General features: G+C 73.4%; 11 protein-coding genes. All 11 read right to left on the reverse strand.

The genetic code is table 11. From position 1 onward, the window contains the following. Nucleotides 1-66 precede the first annotated feature (66 nt). Complete coding sequence (gene murC / locus ACRDTB_RS31935) at nucleotides 67-1,443, reverse strand: UDP-N-acetylmuramate--L-alanine ligase (RefSeq protein ID WP_431435926.1); 1,377 nt, start codon at nucleotides 1,441-1,443, stop codon at nucleotides 67-69. Nucleotides 1,444-1,585: 142 nt separating this feature from the next. Then, complete coding sequence (gene murG / locus ACRDTB_RS31940) at nucleotides 1,586-2,686, reverse strand: undecaprenyldiphospho-muramoylpentapeptide beta-N-acetylglucosaminyltransferase (RefSeq protein WP_431435918.1); 1,101 nt, start codon at nucleotides 2,684-2,686, stop codon at nucleotides 1,586-1,588. Further along, nucleotides 2,683-4,095, reverse strand: a complete 1,413-nt coding sequence (gene ftsW, locus ACRDTB_RS31945; RefSeq protein ID WP_431435919.1) for a putative lipid II flippase FtsW — start codon at nucleotides 4,093-4,095, stop codon at nucleotides 2,683-2,685. Before ftsW ends, murG begins: the two co-directional genes overlap by 4 nt. Beyond that, entirely contained in the window at nucleotides 4,092-5,453 is a 1,362-nt protein-coding gene (gene murD / locus ACRDTB_RS31950) for a UDP-N-acetylmuramoyl-L-alanine--D-glutamate ligase (RefSeq protein WP_431435920.1), read from the reverse strand. The genes ftsW and murD overlap by 4 nt, the downstream gene beginning before the upstream one ends. A gap of 14 nt (nucleotides 5,454-5,467) precedes the next feature. Beyond that, a complete protein-coding gene (mraY, locus tag ACRDTB_RS31955) occupies nucleotides 5,468-6,556 on the reverse strand; it encodes a phospho-N-acetylmuramoyl-pentapeptide-transferase (protein WP_431435921.1) in 1,089 nt (362 codons plus the stop codon). Next, nucleotides 6,553-8,019, reverse strand: coding sequence for a UDP-N-acetylmuramoyl-tripeptide--D-alanyl-D-alanine ligase (locus tag ACRDTB_RS31960; protein ID WP_431435922.1), 1,467 nt, complete (start codon nucleotides 8,017-8,019; stop codon nucleotides 6,553-6,555). The genes mraY and ACRDTB_RS31960 overlap by 4 nt, the downstream gene beginning before the upstream one ends. A 379-nt stretch (nucleotides 8,020-8,398) precedes the next feature. Further along, a complete protein-coding gene (locus ACRDTB_RS31965) occupies nucleotides 8,399-9,991 on the reverse strand; it encodes a UDP-N-acetylmuramoyl-L-alanyl-D-glutamate--2,6-diaminopimelate ligase (protein ID WP_431435927.1) in 1,593 nt (530 codons plus the stop codon). A 37-nt stretch (nucleotides 9,992-10,028) separates the two neighbouring features. Then, nucleotides 10,029-10,700, reverse strand: a complete 672-nt coding sequence (locus ACRDTB_RS31970) for a rhomboid family intramembrane serine protease (RefSeq protein ID WP_431435923.1) — start codon at nucleotides 10,698-10,700, stop codon at nucleotides 10,029-10,031. Nucleotides 10,701-10,739: 39 nt separating this feature from the next. Further along, the gene (locus ACRDTB_RS31975; RefSeq protein ID WP_431435924.1) at nucleotides 10,740-12,353 is read right to left on the reverse strand and encodes an SWIM zinc finger family protein; all 1,614 of its coding nucleotides are present in this window, start codon (nucleotides 12,351-12,353) and stop codon (nucleotides 10,740-10,742) included. A gap of 30 nt (nucleotides 12,354-12,383) precedes the next feature. Beyond that, a complete protein-coding gene (locus ACRDTB_RS31980) occupies nucleotides 12,384-14,363 on the reverse strand; it encodes a peptidoglycan D,D-transpeptidase FtsI family protein (protein ID WP_431435928.1) in 1,980 nt (659 codons plus the stop codon). 905 nt (nucleotides 14,364-15,268) lie between these two features. Next, the coding region (locus ACRDTB_RS31985) for a hypothetical protein (RefSeq protein ID WP_431435925.1) at nucleotides 15,269-15,879 on the reverse strand (611 nt) is incomplete at its 5' end.

Here is a 15,879-nt window from a genome sequence, read left to right on the forward strand (position 1 = left end):
GGCCGGGCCGCGGCGCGTCCCGGTCGGCGGGCCGCCGGGGCCGCCGGGTGCTCGTCCGCGCCGTGCTCACGCCGGCCCGACTCGCCGGTCCAACTCGGCGATCAGCTCCGGGCCGAGCATGGTCACGTCGCCGGCGCCCATCGTCAGCACCAGGTCACCGGGCGCGGCGAGCGAGGCCACCAGCGAAGGCACCTTCTCGAACGAAGGCTCGTAGTGCACCCGCCCCGCCGACCCGGACATGGCGTCGGACACCGCGTCGGCGATCAGCGCACCGGTCACGCCGGGCTCGGGTTGTTCGCGCGCGCCGTACACGTCCAGCACTACCACCTCGTCCGCGAGCGCGAGCGCCGCGCCGAACTCGGCGGCGAACTGGCGGGTTCGGGAGTACAGGTGCGGCTGGAACACGACCAGGATCCGCCCGCCCCGCACCGCCGGCCGCACGGCCCGCAGCTGCGCCGCCACCTCCGTCGGGTGGTGCGCGTAGTCGTCGTAGACCCGCACGTCGCCGGCTCGGCCCTTGAACTCGAACCGCCGGCGCACGCCGCCGAACCCGGCGATCCCGTCCAACAGTCCGGGCAGCGGCGCGCCGAGCTCCAGCCCGGCCAGCAGCGCGCCGACCGCGTTGCTCGCCATGTGCTCGCCGGGCACCGCGACCCGCACCTCGACCTCGACACCCTCGGGGATGCCGTGGATCCGGACGCGGGCCACGCCGGCACCGTCCACCGGCCGGTAGTCCACGATGGTCGCGTCCGGTGTGGACCGCCCGTAGCGCCATACCCGGATCCCGCGCGACTGTGCGTACGTGGCCAGGGCGGCCGAGCCGGGGTCGTCGGCGCACGCGACCAGTACACCATCCGGCGCAATACGGTCCACAAAGGACTCGAAGACTTTGGTGTACGCCTCTGCCGTGCCGTGGTGGTCGAGGTGGTCGGCCTCCACGTTCGTGACTACCGCGACCGACGGCGTGAACGCGAGGAACGAGCCGTCACTCTCGTCGGCCTCCGCGACGAAGACGCCGCCGCCGCCGTGGTGGGCGTTCGCGCCGGAGTCGTTGAGGTCGCCGCCGATCGCGAACGACGGGTCGAGCCGGCAGTGCTGCAGCGCCACGGTCAGCATCGAGGTCGTCGACGTCTTGCCGTGCGTACCCGCGACGCAGGCGACCCGGTGGCCGGCCATCAGCGCGGCGAGCGCCTCGGACCGGTGCAGCACGGTCAGCCCGCGTGCCTTGGCCGCGACGAGCTCGGGGTTGTCCGGCTTGATGGCGGTGGACACCACCACGGCGGTCGGGCCCTCGGGGCCGAGCAGGTCGAGGTTCCCGGCCGCCTGCCCGATGGCGACCTTCGCGCCCTGCGCCCGCAGGGTCTCCAGGCCCGGCGACTCCTTCGCGTCCGAGCCGGACACCGCGAGCCCGCGGTCCAGCAGGATGCGCGCGATGCCGCTCATGCCGGCGCCCCCGATGCCGACGAGGTGCGCCCGCTCCAGGGGACCGCTCACCAGGTCCCCCCTCGCGGAGCGCGGCTCAATGCCCGGAAGGACGCCTTCCGGGCATTGAGCGTCCGGACGGCGTCCTTCCGGGCGGTCCCGGTCACTTGCGGATCACCTCGAGGACCATCCGCGCGAGCACGTCGGCGGCCTCGCGGTGGCCGGTGCCACGCGCGGCCGCGCCCATCGTGGCCAGCCGGCGGGTGTCGGTGAGCAGCGGCACCACGAGCTCGGCGACCTTGTCCGGGGACAGCTGCTCGTCCGGCACGATGACCCCGCCGCCCGCGTCCACCACCGGCTTCGCGTTCAGCGCCTGCTCACCGTTCCCGTGCGGCAGCGGGACGAACACCGCCGGCAGGCCGACCGCGGCCACCTCGGCGACGGTCATCGCGCCACTGCGGCACAGCACCGCGTCGGCGGCAGCGTAGGCGAGGTCCATCCGCTCCAGGTACGGCACGCCGAGATACCGCGGCGCGCCCGGAACCTCCTGTACCGCAAGGGAGTTCTTCGGCCCGTGGGCGTGCAGCACGCCGATCCCGGCGTCGGCGAACCGGCGGGCGCAGGCCGACACCGCGTTGTTGATCGAGCGGGCGCCCTGCGAGCCGCCGAACACCAGCAGCGTCGGCGCGTCCGGGTGCAGCCCGAAGTGCGCGCGCGCCTGCGCACGCAGCGCGGCACGGTCCAGGGTGATGATCGACTCTCGCAGCGGGATGCCGACGACCTCCGCGTTCGCCAGCCCCGTGTCGGGCACGGCGACCGCCACCTTCTGGGCGAACCGCGCGCCGACCTTGTTCGCGAGGCCGACCCGGGCGTTGGAGTCGTGCACGACGATCGGCATCCGGCCGCGGGCGGCGAGGTAGGCGGGCAGCGCGACGTAGCCGCCGAAGCCGACCACCACGTCCGCGCCGACCCGCGCCAGCACCGCGCGCGTCGTCTTCACCGCCGAGCGCACCTTCAGCGGGAGCTTGAGCAGGTCCACGTTGGGCTTGCGGGGCATCGGCACCGGCGGGATCATCTCCAGCGGGTACCCCCGGCCCGGAATGATCGACTTCTCGAGGCCGCGCTCGGTGCCCAGCGCCACGATTCGCGCGTCCGGCCGCATCCGGCGGATGGCGTCGGCGAGCGCGAGCGCCGGCTCGATGTGCCCGGCGGTGCCCCCGCCGGCGATCACGACACAGGGCCCACGATGGGTGGGGTCGGTCAAGACGTTCCTCCTCGGGAACTGCGCGGGTACCGCCGGCGAGCTCTGTCGATGCCGCCGGGCCCACGCGACGGGGCGGGTTTCCGCATCGGCCGCCGCTTGGCCGGTGGCTGGTACGGATCCGGCGCCGGAAGCCGCATGAGGCGGCCGAACCGGCCCGGTCCCTGAGAGCGTAGTGCGGCGACCGCTTCGGGCTCATGCCGCGCACAGTTCGCGAGGATGCCGAACACCAGCAGGGTGACCACGACGGACGTGCCGCCGGAGGAGATGAGCGGCAGCGTGATGCCGGTGACCGGCAGCAGGTTCACGACGTAGCCGATGTTGATGGCGGCCTGGGCGACGAGCCACACCGTCAGGGTGGCCGCGATCAGCCGGATCCATGGGTCGATGTTGCGGGTGGCGACCCGCATGCCGACCACCGCGAGCATCCCGAACAGGCCGAGCACGAGCGCGCAGCCGAGGAACCCCAGCTCCTCGCCGATCAGCGCGAAGATGAAGTCGTTGTGCACGTTGGGCAGGTACTGCCACTTCGACGGGCCCTGGCCGAGCCCCTTGCCGAACAGCCCGCCCTCGGCGAGCGCGTACAGCGCCTGGTTGGCCTGGTACGCGGCGCCGCTCGGGTCGTCCTCCGGGCGAAGGAATGACAGCACGCGGGAGAGCCGGTAGTCGGTGCCGATCGCCAGCACCACGACGCCGGCCAGGCCGCCGAGGGCGAGCGCGCCGAACAGCCGCAGCTGTGCACCGGCGAACCACAGCAGCGCGATCAGCACCACGCCGAGCGTGACCGTGCCGCCGAGGTCGGGCTGCAGCATGATCAGGGCGAACATCACCAGCGCGGCCGGTACCACGGGGACCAGCAGGTGCCGGTACTGGTGCAGCAGACCGCGCTTGACCACGAGGATGTGCGCTCCCCACAGCGCGAGCGCGAGCTTGGCGACCTCGACCGGCTGGAAGCCGAGCGGGCCGATGGTGAACCAGCTGCGCGTGCCGTTGATCTCCGAGCCGACCCCGGGGATCAGCACGAGCACCAGCAGCAGCACGCTGATCCACAGCACGACCGGGCTCGCCGCACGGATGCGGTTCAGGGGCACCCGCAGGCCGATCCAGAACAGCACCAGCCCGGCCAGCACGAAGACCACCTGCTTGCCGAACACGGTGTACGCGGACGCCGCCTGGATGAGCGAGATGACCGACGACGCGGACAGGACCATCACCAGGCCCAGCACGATGAGCAGCGCGCAGACCGCGAGAAGCAGGTGGAACGAGGCGAGCGGACGACCGAGCCAGGCGGTCAGCGCGCTACGGGCGGCGGCGATGCGGCCACGCTCGCGCTTCGGTTTGCGCGCCGTTCGCTTCTTCGCGGGCTCGTCGGCGGGCTCTCGGTCGGTCTTGGCGGGCTCCAGTGCCGTCATCCGCGTTGCCCGGGCTCGCCACCGGGCGCGACCGCGCGGAGCCGCGCGCGCACCGCCTCGGTGAACGCCGTGCCGCGGTGGGAGTAGCTGGCGAACTGGTCGTGGGACTTGGCGGCCGGCGCGAGGAGCACCACATCGCCATGACCTGCCATCGCGCCCGCCACACGCACCGCAGAGATCATGGGCTCATCGTCTCCCGAAGGGACCCGATGTACCGGCACATCCGGCGCGTGTCGCGCCAGCGCGGTCGCGAAGGCGTCCTGGTCGGCGCCCAGAAGCACCACGCCACGCAGCCGGGGCGCCACCTCGGCGACGAGCGCGTCGACCGGCGCGCCGTGCAGCAGCCCGCCGGCGATCCACACGACGTGGTCGAACGCGCCGAGCGAGCCGAGCGCGGCGTGGGTGTTGGTGGCCTTGGAGTCGTTGACGTACCGCACGCCGCCGGCCTCGGCGACCAGCTCCACCCGGTGCGCGGGCGGCTGGTAGGCGGCCAGCCCGGCGCGCACGGCCTCGGGCGGCACGCCCACCGCGCGGGCGAGCGCGGCGGCGGCGAGCGCGTTGGCCACGTTGTGCGGGCCGGGCGGGCGGACCTCGGCGGCGGGGGCGAGCAGCAGGTCGCCGTGCACGAGCCAGCCGCGCGCGACGCCGTACTCCCCCGGCCCGGGCTCGGCGGCGGTGAAGCCCACCCGCTCGGGCACGCCGGCCGCGAGCCGGGCCGACTCGACGTCGTCGGCGTTGTACACGGCCAGCCCGGTGCCGGTGTAGACCTTCGCCTTGGCGTCGACGTACGCGGCCATGGAGCCGTGCCACTCGAGGTGGTCCTCGGCGACGTTGAGCAGGGCGGCGGCCCGTGCGCGCATCGAGGACTGCCAGTACAGCTGGTAGCTGGACAGCTCCACGGCGAGCACCCGGTGGCGGACCGCGTCGAGGACGGGCAGGCCCACGTTGCCGCAGGCGACCGCGTCCAGCCCGGCCGCCCGCAGGATCGCCTCGAGCATGCCGACCGTGGTGGTCTTGCCGTCGGTGCCGGTGACCGCGAGCCAGACCGGCGGTTCGGGCAGCGTCGCGCCGACCCGCCAGGCCAGCTCGACCTCGCCGATCACCTCGACGCCCCCATGCGCGGCGGCCACCAGCAGCGGGTTCGTGGGTGGCCAGCCGGGGCTGGTGACGACGAGGTCGGTGTCCGCGGGCGGCTCGGTCAGCCCGGCCGCCGTGGCCGCGCCGGCGGGCACGCCGGTGAGCCGGTCGGCCGCGGCGTCGGTGACCGTGACCTCCGCGCCCATGGCCAGCAGCGCCCCGGTCACCGACTGCCCGGTGACCCCGGCGCCGGCGACGAGGACCCTGCGACCGGCCAGCACGTCAGCTCACTCCGTCAACTGCCCACGGCGGTCAGCCACTCGCTGTAGAACAGCCCGAGGCCGAACATCGCGCAGATCCCGGCCAGCAGCCAGAATCTGATGATCACCGTGGTTTCCGCCCACCCGGCGAGCTCGAAGTGATGGTGGAACGGGGCCATCCGGAACAACCGTCGTCTCGACGTCCGGAACACGGCGATCTGCATCACCACCGACAGCATCTCGACGACGAACAGCCCGCCGACGATCACCATGAGCAGCTCGGTCTGGGTCGTGATCGACAGGCCGGCGACGAGGCCGCCGAGCGCGAGCGAGCCGGTGTCGCCCATGAAGATCTTCGCGGGAGCCGCGTTCCACCACAGGAAGCCGATACAGGCGCCCATCGCGGCGGCCGCCACCACCGCGAGGTCGAGCGGATCTCGTACGTCGTAGCAGCCGACCGTGGGCTCCTCGAGGCCGCAGTTGTAGCGGAACTGCCAGAACGTGATGACCACATACGTGCCGAACACCATCGCCGACGAGCCGCCGGCCAGCCCGTCCAGGCCGTCGGTGAAGTTCACCGCGTTCGACCAGCCGGACACCGCGATGTAGCAGAACACCACGAACCCGACCGTGCCGAACGAGATGATCGCGAGGTCGCGCACGAACGACATGTGGACCGACGCGGGCGTGAAGCCGTACTCGTCGGCGAAGTTCATCGCCAGCACGCCGAACACCACGGCGACGACCAGCTGGCCGACCATCTTCGCGGTCTTGTTCAAACCCAGGTTGCGCTGCTTGCGGATCTTGATGAAGTCGTCGAGGAAGCCGACGAGGCCCAGCCCCGAGGTCAGGAACAGGACCAGCAGCCCGGACGCGGTCGGCGCCTCGCCGACCGGGTCGGACATCGCGTTGAACAGGTGCGCGACCAGGTAGCCGGTCCACATCGCGACCAGGATCGCGACGCCGCCCATGGTCGGGGTGCCGCGCTTGGACTTGTGGCCCTCGGGACCCTCCTCGCGGATCTCCTGGCCGAAGCCCTGCCGGGAGAACACGCGGATCAGGTACGGCGTGAACAGGATGGAGACGATGAGCGCGACCGCCGCGGCGATCAGGATGCCGATCACGCGCCGGCCTCCAGGAGCGCGTCCGCGACCCGCCAGAGCGCGGCCACCTTCGACGCCTTCACCAGGACCACGTCACCCGGCCGCAGCTCCGTGTTCAGCAATGCGATGGCGGCTTCGACATCCGGCACCAGCACCGGCTCCTCTCCCTTGGTCCCCTCGAGGCGGGCGCCGTGCTGGATGCCGCTCGCCTGCTCGTCCACGACCACCACCCGGTCGATGGACAGTCGCGTCGCGAGCCGGCCGATCTGCTCGTGCGCCGCCGATCCCTCGTCGCCCAGCTCCCCCATCACGCCGAGGACGGCCCAGGTGCGGCGCCGCCCCCCGTCGGACATCCGAGCGAGCGTGCGCAGCGCGGCGCCGACCGACTCGGGGTTGGCGTTGTACGAGTCGTTCACGACGGTCACGTCGTCGGCCCGGGTGGTGACCTCCATGCGCCGGGCGGACAGGCGCCGCGCCCGCTGGAGGCGCGCGGACACCTCGGCCGGCGAGGCGCCGAGCTCCAGCCCCACGGCCGCCGCGGCGAGCGCGTTGCCGACGTGGTGGCCGCCGTGCAGCCCGAGCGTCACCTTTTCCCGGCCCCGCGGGGTGATCAGGGTGAAGGTCGCGCGCGCGTGGTCGTCCAGCTCGACGTCCGCGGCGCGTACCTGGGCGTCCGGGCTCTCGCCGACGAGGACGACCTTCGCCTTCGTGCGGTCGGCCATCGCGCGCACGAGCGGGTCGTCGGCGTTGAGGATGGCGACACCGCCGTGCTCCGCGTCGGGCAGGGCCTCGGCCAGCTCGCCCTTGGTCCGCGCGATGTCCTCCCGGGAGCCGAACTCGCCGAGGTGCGCGGTGCCCACGTTGAGCACGACACCGATGCGCGGCGGGGCGGTCGCGCAGAGCGCCTCGATGTGGCCGGGGCCGCGGGCGGACAGCTCGAGGACGAGGTGCCGGGTGTCCTCGTCGGCGCGCAGGACCGTCCACGGGTGGCCGAGCTCGTTGTTGAACGAGCCGGGCGGGGCGACCGTCGGGCCCATCGGCTCGAGCACCTGGGCTATCAGGTCCTTCGTGGACGTCTTGCCGGAGGAGCCGGTGACGCCGACCACCACGAGCCCACGCGGCGCGAGCCGGTCGACCGTGGCGCGCGCGAGCCGAGCCAGGCCGGCGAGGACGGCGGCGCCGGAGCCGTCGGTGTCCCCGGTCAGCGCCACCGATCGAACGTGCGCGTCGGTCACCGGCGGCACGACGACCGCGGGCACGGTGACCGGCCGCGCGGCGAGCACGCCGACCGCTCCTCGCGCGACGGCCCGCTCGGCGAAGTCATGCCCGTCGACGCGGTCCCCGGGCAGCGCCACGAAGAGCCCGCCGGGCCCGATCCGCCGGGAGTCGAACTCGACGGTCCCGGTGACGAGCGTGGTGACGTCTCCGTTGTGCAGCTTGCCGCCGGTCGCGTCGGCGATCTCGGCGAGGGTCAGGGGAATCATCGCGGCCTCCCGCCGGGCCGCACGCGGGCCGTCCGGAGCCAGACGGTCCGCGGCTGGTTCGCCCGTGGCCCGGCCGTCCACGGCCGGGACCGATTGAACGGTCCATTCAATCGCCCCGGGGGCCCCCCGATTTCCACACTATGCGGCGGGACCGACATTCCAGTGCGCGTTCGCCGCCCCTGTGCACAACCAGACCGATTGAACGGTCCATTCAATCGGCCCCGGGGCCCCCCGATTTCCACGCTAGACAGCGGGACCGACGTTCCGAGGCACGCTCGCGACTCCTGTGCACAACCAGACCGATTGAACGGTCCATTCAATCGGCCCGGGGGGCCCCCGATCTCTACATTACCCAGGGGCACCGACATTTCTGGCGCGATCATCCGGTCCCCTTCTCGAGCCGGGCCCAGATCGCCGCGCGCAGCTCGTCGTGGTCGGAGAACGGGTGTACGACGCCGTTGATCTCCTGGCCCGTCTCATGCCCCTTGCCGGCGATGACGACGACATCGCCCGGCTCGGCACGCTCCACCGCGGTCTCGATCGCCGCGCGGCGGTCGCCGACCTCGATCACCTCGCCGCGCTCGCCGGCCGGGACGCCGAGCGCGGCCTCGCGCATGGCCGCGCGGATCGCGGCCGGGTCCTCCGAGCGCGGATTGTCGTCGGTGACGATCAGCAGGTCGCTGCGCCGGGCCGCGGCCTCGCCCATCAGCGGGCGCTTGGCCTGGTCGCGGTCGCCGCCACAGCCGAGCACCACGATCAGCCGGCCGTCCGTGCGTCCGCGCATGGCGTCCAGCGCGTGCGCGACCGCGGCCGGCTTGTGCGCGTAGTCGACGACAGCGGTGAACTCCTGGCCCAGGGCGACCCGCTCCATCCGGCCCGGAACCTCCACAGTGGACAGGCCGGCGGCGATGTCGGCCGGCGCCACCCCGGCGTTGTGCAGACAGGCGGCGGCGAGCAGCGCGTTGGCGACGTTGAAGCTGCCCGGGATCGGCAGCGTGACCGCGAGGCGCAGCCCGTCCGGGCCGTGCACGGTGAACGACTGCTCGCCGGCGCGCGAGGTGCTGATCCCGGCCGCGGTCCAGTCCGCCGCCCCCTGCGTCGAGACGGTCACCGTGTGCGGGGTGACCAGGCGCTTGCCCCACTCGCCGTCCACGCACACGACCTCGGTCGTGGAGCGGCCGTCGAACAGAAGCGCCTTCGCCTGGAAGTAGTCCTCCATGTCCGAGTGGAAGTCCAGGTGGTCCTGCGACAGGTTGGTGAACGCACCGACGGTGAACCGCGTGCCGTTGGCCCGGCCGAGCGCGAGCGCGTGGCTGGAGACCTCCATCGGCACGTGGCTGACGCCCCGCTCGACCATCACCGCGAACAACGCCTGCAGGTCGGGTGCCTCGGGGGTGGTGAACGCGCTCGCCAGCCGCTCGCCGGCGATGCGGGTCTCGACGGTGCCGACCAGCCCGGTGCGCAGGCCGGCCGCGCGCAGCCCCGCGTCGATCATGTAGGTCGTGGTCGTCTTGCCCGAGGTGCCGGTGACGCCGAGGACGGCCAGCCGCAGCGACGGCTCGCCGTAGATCCACGCCGCGACCGCGCCCAGCACGCCGCGCGGATCGTCGTGCACCAGGACCGGGATGCCCGAGTCGCGGATCGCCGGCCGGGCGGCGCCGGCCTCGTCGGTGAGCACCGCGACCGCGCCCGCGGTGATGGCCGCGTCGGCGAAGTCCGCGCCGTGGGCGCGCGCGCCGGGCAGCGCGGCGAACAGATCACCAGGAAGAACATGCTGTGCACGCAGCGTAGCGCCGGTGGCCGCGAGATCCTGGATGTTCTCGGGCGCACCGACGAGACGCGCGTCCGCCCGCGCCACCAACGTGGTGAGCGGTACGGGTTCGATCCTGGTAGGGCGAGGCGGTGCCGTGACGGCCTTGCCAACGAGCTTGGCGGGCACGTCGCGGAAGATTACCTGCGCACGGAGGGCGATCAAGGACACCCTCGGACGTGCGACCGCGCCGGTTCCGCTATTCGACGGTGGGCAGCGTGGGCCGCGGGTCGGTTTCGGCCGTCTTGGCCTTCGGCCGTCGCTGGCGGAGCAGGATGGCCGCGAGCATGCCGCCGACCAGCCCCGACAGGTGGCCCTGCCAGGAGATGTTGGTGACGCCGAACCCGATCGAGTGCCACATGGGGTAGGCGTAGGCCAGCGCGATCCCGATGGAGACCACGACGTCCACCGGGCGGCGGTCGACGAAGCCGCGCAGAAGCAGGTAGCCGAAGTACCCGAACACGACCCCGCTGGCGCCGATCGACACCGTGTTCGACTTCGAGAACAGCCAGACGCCGAGTCCGCCGACGACGATCACGATGGCGGTCATCAGCAGGAACTTCCTGAGGTTCGGCACCGCCGCGATGAAGCCGAGGCTGAACAGCGCCACCGCGTTGCCGGCCAGGTGCGCGACGTTCCCGTGCAGGAACGGCGCCGTGACGACGTCGATCAGGCTGCCGACGTCCCGCGGCCGGATGCCGCCGGCCTGGCCGAGGTCCCGCCCGGTGGCAGCGTTGACCAGCTCCACGATCCACAGCAGCGCGAGGATGGCGAGCATCAGCGAGGCGGCCCGGCCCAGCGGGCTCGCGAGCGACCCGTCGTCGGGCGGCTGCGTCGCCGGGTCGAACCGGCCGGACGGCTGGATGCTCACAATGCCGAGTATGCCTGCGCCACCCCGGTTCCGCTGGGATCACAGGCCCCGGCGGGCGAGCTCGGTGAGCAGCGCGCGCCGGCGGTGGTGCCGTTCCCGGATCCACCCCACGAGCGCCTCGCACGCCGCCAGCTCGCCACACCGGGCCGACAGGTCACGCAGCTCCTCCAGCAGGACGGCCACCTCGCGGTAGGCGTCCCGGCCGGTGCGCTCGAGACAGCGGTGCACCGCCTCGCGGTAGCCGGGTAACACCTCGGCCGGGTGTGCCGCGCCGTGGGCACGGGCCACCTCGAGCCAGGCGCGGTCGCGGCAGCCGTGCTTGCCCGCCGCGAGCCAGGCCTCCGCCGTCTCGCCGTCGTCGAGCAGCGCGCCGGCCAGCTCGTCGGCGCGTTCCTCCCGCTCGGCCGCGGCACGCAGGACGTCGAGGGCCGCCTCGCGGACCGCCGGCCAGCTGCCCACGTCCGACGCCGTGGCCCGCAGGTTCGCGTACGACAGCCGGGTCGGCGCCGACCGCACGGCCGACTCCCGCACCGCCACCGCGTCCCCCGGGCGTTCGGCATCCACATAGGACTCGACGAGCGCGTCCGCCAGCCGCGGGTCGCCGGTCTCCGCCACGCCGCGCTCGGCCCAACGGATGGCCCCGGCGAGCTCGCCGGCCTCCCGCAGCAGTGCCACGATGTCGAGGAACGCCTTGGGGTTGGGCACGTTCTCGGCCAGGATGTCCACCCGCACGTCCAGGTCACCGTCCACAGTGGCCAGCTGCTCGCGCATCGACCGCAGGACCACCACCTTGTACTCAGGCGGCGCGACGCACGTCTCCCGCAGCAGCGACCGGTACGCCGCCATGCCGGTCTCCCCCAGCGCCTCGGCGAAGTCGGCCAGCTCCACCACCGGCCAGCCCGGGCCGTCGAGCCGTAAGCGGAACACCCACTCCGCGAGCCGGGCCGGGTTGGGCCGGGCCACGGCACACGCCCGCGCGTACAGCCACATCGCACGCCGGCAGGCACCCGTCACGGCGCCCGACGAATCATCCACAGTGGACATCGCGGCGGTGATGCCCTCGACCGCCGCGCGGGCCAGCGGGCGCGCCTCGGACGCGTGCCCGGACACGATCAGCTCGTCGACCATGTCCAGTACCTCGCGGGCCCGCCGCGCGTACTCACGGGTCGCCCGGTCGTCGAGGTAGCCACGCGCCCGCAGCGCCTCGTCCAGCTGCCGGCGCAGCACCGCCACCTGCGGTGCCCCGGTGGTGCCGGCTCGCAGCGACAGCCGGCGGTAGAGCGCCGGGTCGCGACCGGCCTGCTCCAGCACCAGCTCGACCAGCTCGCGCGGGTCGAGCGTGCGTAAGTAGGCGCCGAGATCGACCTCGGGCACGGCCGGGCCCGGCCCGTCGGCCAGCAGCACCAGCCCCACGGCCACGCAGTGCTTGCAGAAGTTGCCGTCCGCGCCGAACGGGCAGCTGCACTCCCCCACCACCCCGTCGGCGTGCCGGCCGAGCCATACCTCGTAGGTGTCCATCCCGCGGACCGTGGCCCGCACGCCGAGCGCGGTCGGCGCCACGTCCGCGACCGCGTCCACGTAGTCGCGGCCGCGCTGGTAGGACTGCCCACCCGCGGCCTCGTGCAGGTCGTCCTCGGTGAACCACGCGATCATGCCGCACAGGTTATGGCGACCCACCGACAGTTACTGAAGGACCAGCGGAACGACCGGGCTCGCCTTCTTCGACAGCGGGATGTTGTAGCGCTGCGCGAGGTAGGAGGCGACATCGTGGAACAGCGGCGCGGCCGACCGGCCCTCCGGCGGGCCGCCGGAGTAGTTCGGCCGGTCGAGCACGATCCCCACGACGAACCGCGGGTCGTCGGCGGGCAGGATGCCCGCGAACGTGATCCAGTACTTGTCGTTCGAGTACGCGCCGGTCGCCGGCTCGATCTGCTGGCCGGTCCCGGTCTTGCCGGAGATCTGGTACCCGGTCAGCGCGGCGGCCGGGCCGGTGCCGTTGTCGAGCCCCTCGCCGTCCTGCACCACGGCCCGCAACATGTCCCGCACGGTGCGCGCGGTCCGCCCGTCCACCACCCGGACCGGCTCCGGCTTCGGCTCGGCGATGCGGGTGCCGTCGGGCGCGACGCGCGCGCTGACGATCCGCGGCGGCACGCGCACACCGTCGTTGGCGATCGTCTGGTACATCGCGGCCATCTGCAGGACGGTCATCGACAGGCCCTGCCCGATCGGCAGGTTGCCGAACGTCGAGCCGGACCACTGGCCGCGCGGCGGCACCCGTCCCGGGCTCTCGCCGGGCAGGCCGACACCGGTGCGCTCGCCGAGGCCGAGGTCGCGCAGCAGCTTCGAGAACCGGTCCGGACCGCACTGCTCGGCGAGCATCAGCGTGCCCACGTTGGAGGACTTGGCGAAGATGCCGGTCGTCGTGAACGGCATCGTCGCGTGGCTCCAGGCGTCGTGCACGGTGCGGTCGGCGACGTTGATCGTGTCGGCGACCATGTGCGCGTCACCCGGCTCGGAGATGTCGTGCTGGATCGTGCACAGCGCGGTGACGATCTTGTTCACCGAGCCCGGCTCGTACGGCGTGGACACCGCCGGGTTGCCCATCGTCTCGAGGTCGTAGCCCTCGGGGTCGGTCGGGTCGAAGCTCTCGTCGTTGGCCATCGCGTAGACCTCGCCGGTGCGTGCGTCGAGGACGACCGCGCTGCCGCTCTTGGCCTGGCTCTTGGTCACGTACGAGGCGAGCGACTGTTGCAGGTTGTACTGCAGGTCGGCGTCGATGGTGAGCTGGATGTCCGAACCGTCGGTGGCGGGCACCAGGTCGCGCTCGGTGCCCGGGATGACGACGCTCCGGCTGCCCTCCTCGGTGTCGACGACCTGGCGGCCGGGCTTGCCGGACAGCTCGTTGTCGCGGAGGCTCTCGAGGCCGGAGAGGCCGTGCAGGTTGTGCTTCTTGACGTCCGGGTCGTCCATCCGCCAGTTGGCGACGCCGACGATGTTGGACGCCAGCGAGCGGCCCGGGTACTCCCGCACGGAGCGGTACTCGGCGATGATCTCCGGGAACAGCTGCTGGATGTCCCGCGCCACGCCCGGCTCGACCTCGGACACGAGGTAGACGTAGGAGGTGTGCCGGCGCAGCTTGCCGAGCAGGTCATCCTCGGACACGCGGTCGCCGAGCTTCTGGCGGATGACGCGCGCGATCTCCTCGGTGCGCTCGTCGAAGCTCAGCGTGGCGCCGGGGTGCTCCCTGTTGTACTTGGCGATGTCCGCGCGCACGGCCCGGGGGCGGAACGCGAGCACCCGCGACTCGACGCTGAACGCGAGCTCCACCCCGTTGCGGTCCACAATGGATCCGCGGGTCGCCGGGATGTCGATCTCGGTGGTGCGCTGCTGCTCCGCCTTCGCGGCCAGCGCCTCCGCCTCGAACCCCTGTACCTGGATCAGCTTGACCCCGGCTGCGACCAGCGCGGCGATCAGCAGAAAACGCACGGAGACGACGCGGATGTGGTGGTTGCCGACCGGCTTGCGAACGAGCCGGCGAGGCCCCGTCGAGGCCCGGCGCGGCCGGCCGACGGGAGCGAGCCCGGGCGCCGGCGCGCTCCGGTGGGCACTGGCCGCCCCCCGGCGGCCACCGGCACCGCGCGGTACCGGGCGCTCGCTGGTCAGCCATGGGGGTGGCCGGTCTTTGTTGGCCGCCTTGCTGTTGGCCCGCTTGCGGCCGGCTGGCTTGTGGGCGGCGGGCTTGCGGTCGGGCGGCTTGCGGTCAGCCGGGTTGCGGTCAGCCGGGTTGCGGCGCAAGGCTTTCCGCCACGGCGGCAGCGCGTCACGGCTCGTCCCGGAGTGGCTCCGTGGGTCACGCTTCGGTGCCGGCGCGAGCGGCGGCTCGCCCGGCCGCCGAGGGTCGTCCTCGACGCCGAACCGCGACCGGCCACCCCGGGGCACGCCGCCGGGGTCCCGGGGCGTGCCACCGCGAGGAACACCCGCGTCACGCGCACGGCCGCCCGCGGACCCACTCAGCAGCCCACCCGGACCGAACAGACCCCGCGCACCACCCCCGGCACGCCCCACCGACCCGTCACCACGCGCCGAACCGCTCGACGTGCCACCTCGCCGGGCAGCCGCCGGTCCGCTGCCTCGCGTGGCGCTGCCCGGCGCGCCCTGCCGGCCCGTCCCGCCATCGGCCCGGCCGGCAGCGGAGCCAGACCCGCCGACCCCACCGGACTTGCCAGTCCTACCGACCCCACCGGACTTGCCGATCCCACCGGACTTGCCAGTCCCGCCGACCCCACCGGACTTGCCGATCCCACCGGACTTGCCAGACCTACCGACCCCACCGGACTTGCCGATCCCACCAGACGTGCCAGACCTACCGACCCCATCCGGCCTGCCCGCCATGCCCAGCCCGTCGGACCTGCCCGGCTTGCCGGACCTGCCGGGCTCGCCGGTGCCGGCGGCGCCGGTGGACGGACCCCCGGCCCGTGGTGAGCCGAGGGTCTCGCGGCGGTCCGGTACGGCCGGCCAGCCTCGTTTCGGCCGGGGGCCGTGCGGGGGCTGGCCCGAGGGTGGCGGCATCAGCCGGCCCCCGGTGTGTTCGCGGCCTGGCGGCGCGGTGCCTCCTCCTGCCCGCCCGGCTGCTGGCCATCGGCCTGGTCGCCCGGCTGCCGGCCGCCTGGCCGGGTGTCACCCGGCTGACCGGGCGGCGGCGTGGCCGGCCGGCGGGTCTGCGAGGCCGGCGGCTTCGGCTTCTCGGCACGGGTCGGCTCGCCCACCACGACCACGCGGCCGTCCGGCCGCACCACCAGGCGTGCGGGATCGCCGGCCGGGACCATGCCCATCGCCTTCGCGCGCTCGGCGAGTGCGGACGCCGACTCCGCCTTGGTCACGTCGCGCTGCAGTTGATCGGCCCGCTCGGCGAGCTGGTCGGCCGTCTGCTTGGCGTCCTCCAGCCGGTAGGAGTCGGCGATCGCCTGGGTGGACAGCCACAGCGTGGCCGCCACGCCGACCGCCAGCAGGGCGATGATCAGGATGACGAACGACGCCCGGCCGGCGGCGTGGTCCTCGTCTAGCTCGACCCGGTCGGCCGGTCGGCCCTCGCGGTGCGCCCGGCGCGCGTAGGCACGCCGCGCCGCCGCCGAACGGGACCGGCCGTTCGAGCGCTCGGTGCCGCGCCGCGCGGGAGCAC

Origin of the sequence: Actinophytocola sp. (assembly GCF_050699935.1) — a bacterium.
Lineage (GTDB): Bacteria > Actinomycetota > Actinomycetes > Mycobacteriales > Pseudonocardiaceae > Actinophytocola.

What these genes read in the sequence shown, in the direction of transcription:
- murC (WP_431435926.1), bottom strand. Translation starts at nt 1,443, where the DNA reads ATGAGCGGCATCGCGCGCATCCTGCTGGACCGCGGGCTCGCGGTGTCC.
- ftsW (WP_431435919.1), bottom strand. Translation starts at nt 4,095, where the DNA reads ATGACGGCACTGGAGCCCGCCAAGACCGACCGAGAGCCCGCCGACGAG.
- ACRDTB_RS31960 (WP_431435922.1), bottom strand. Translation starts at nt 8,019, where the DNA reads ATGATTCCCCTGACCCTCGCCGAGATCGCCGACGCGACCGGCGGCAAG.
- ACRDTB_RS31975 (WP_431435924.1), bottom strand. Translation starts at nt 12,353, where the DNA reads ATGATCGCGTGGTTCACCGAGGACGACCTGCACGAGGCCGCGGGTGGG.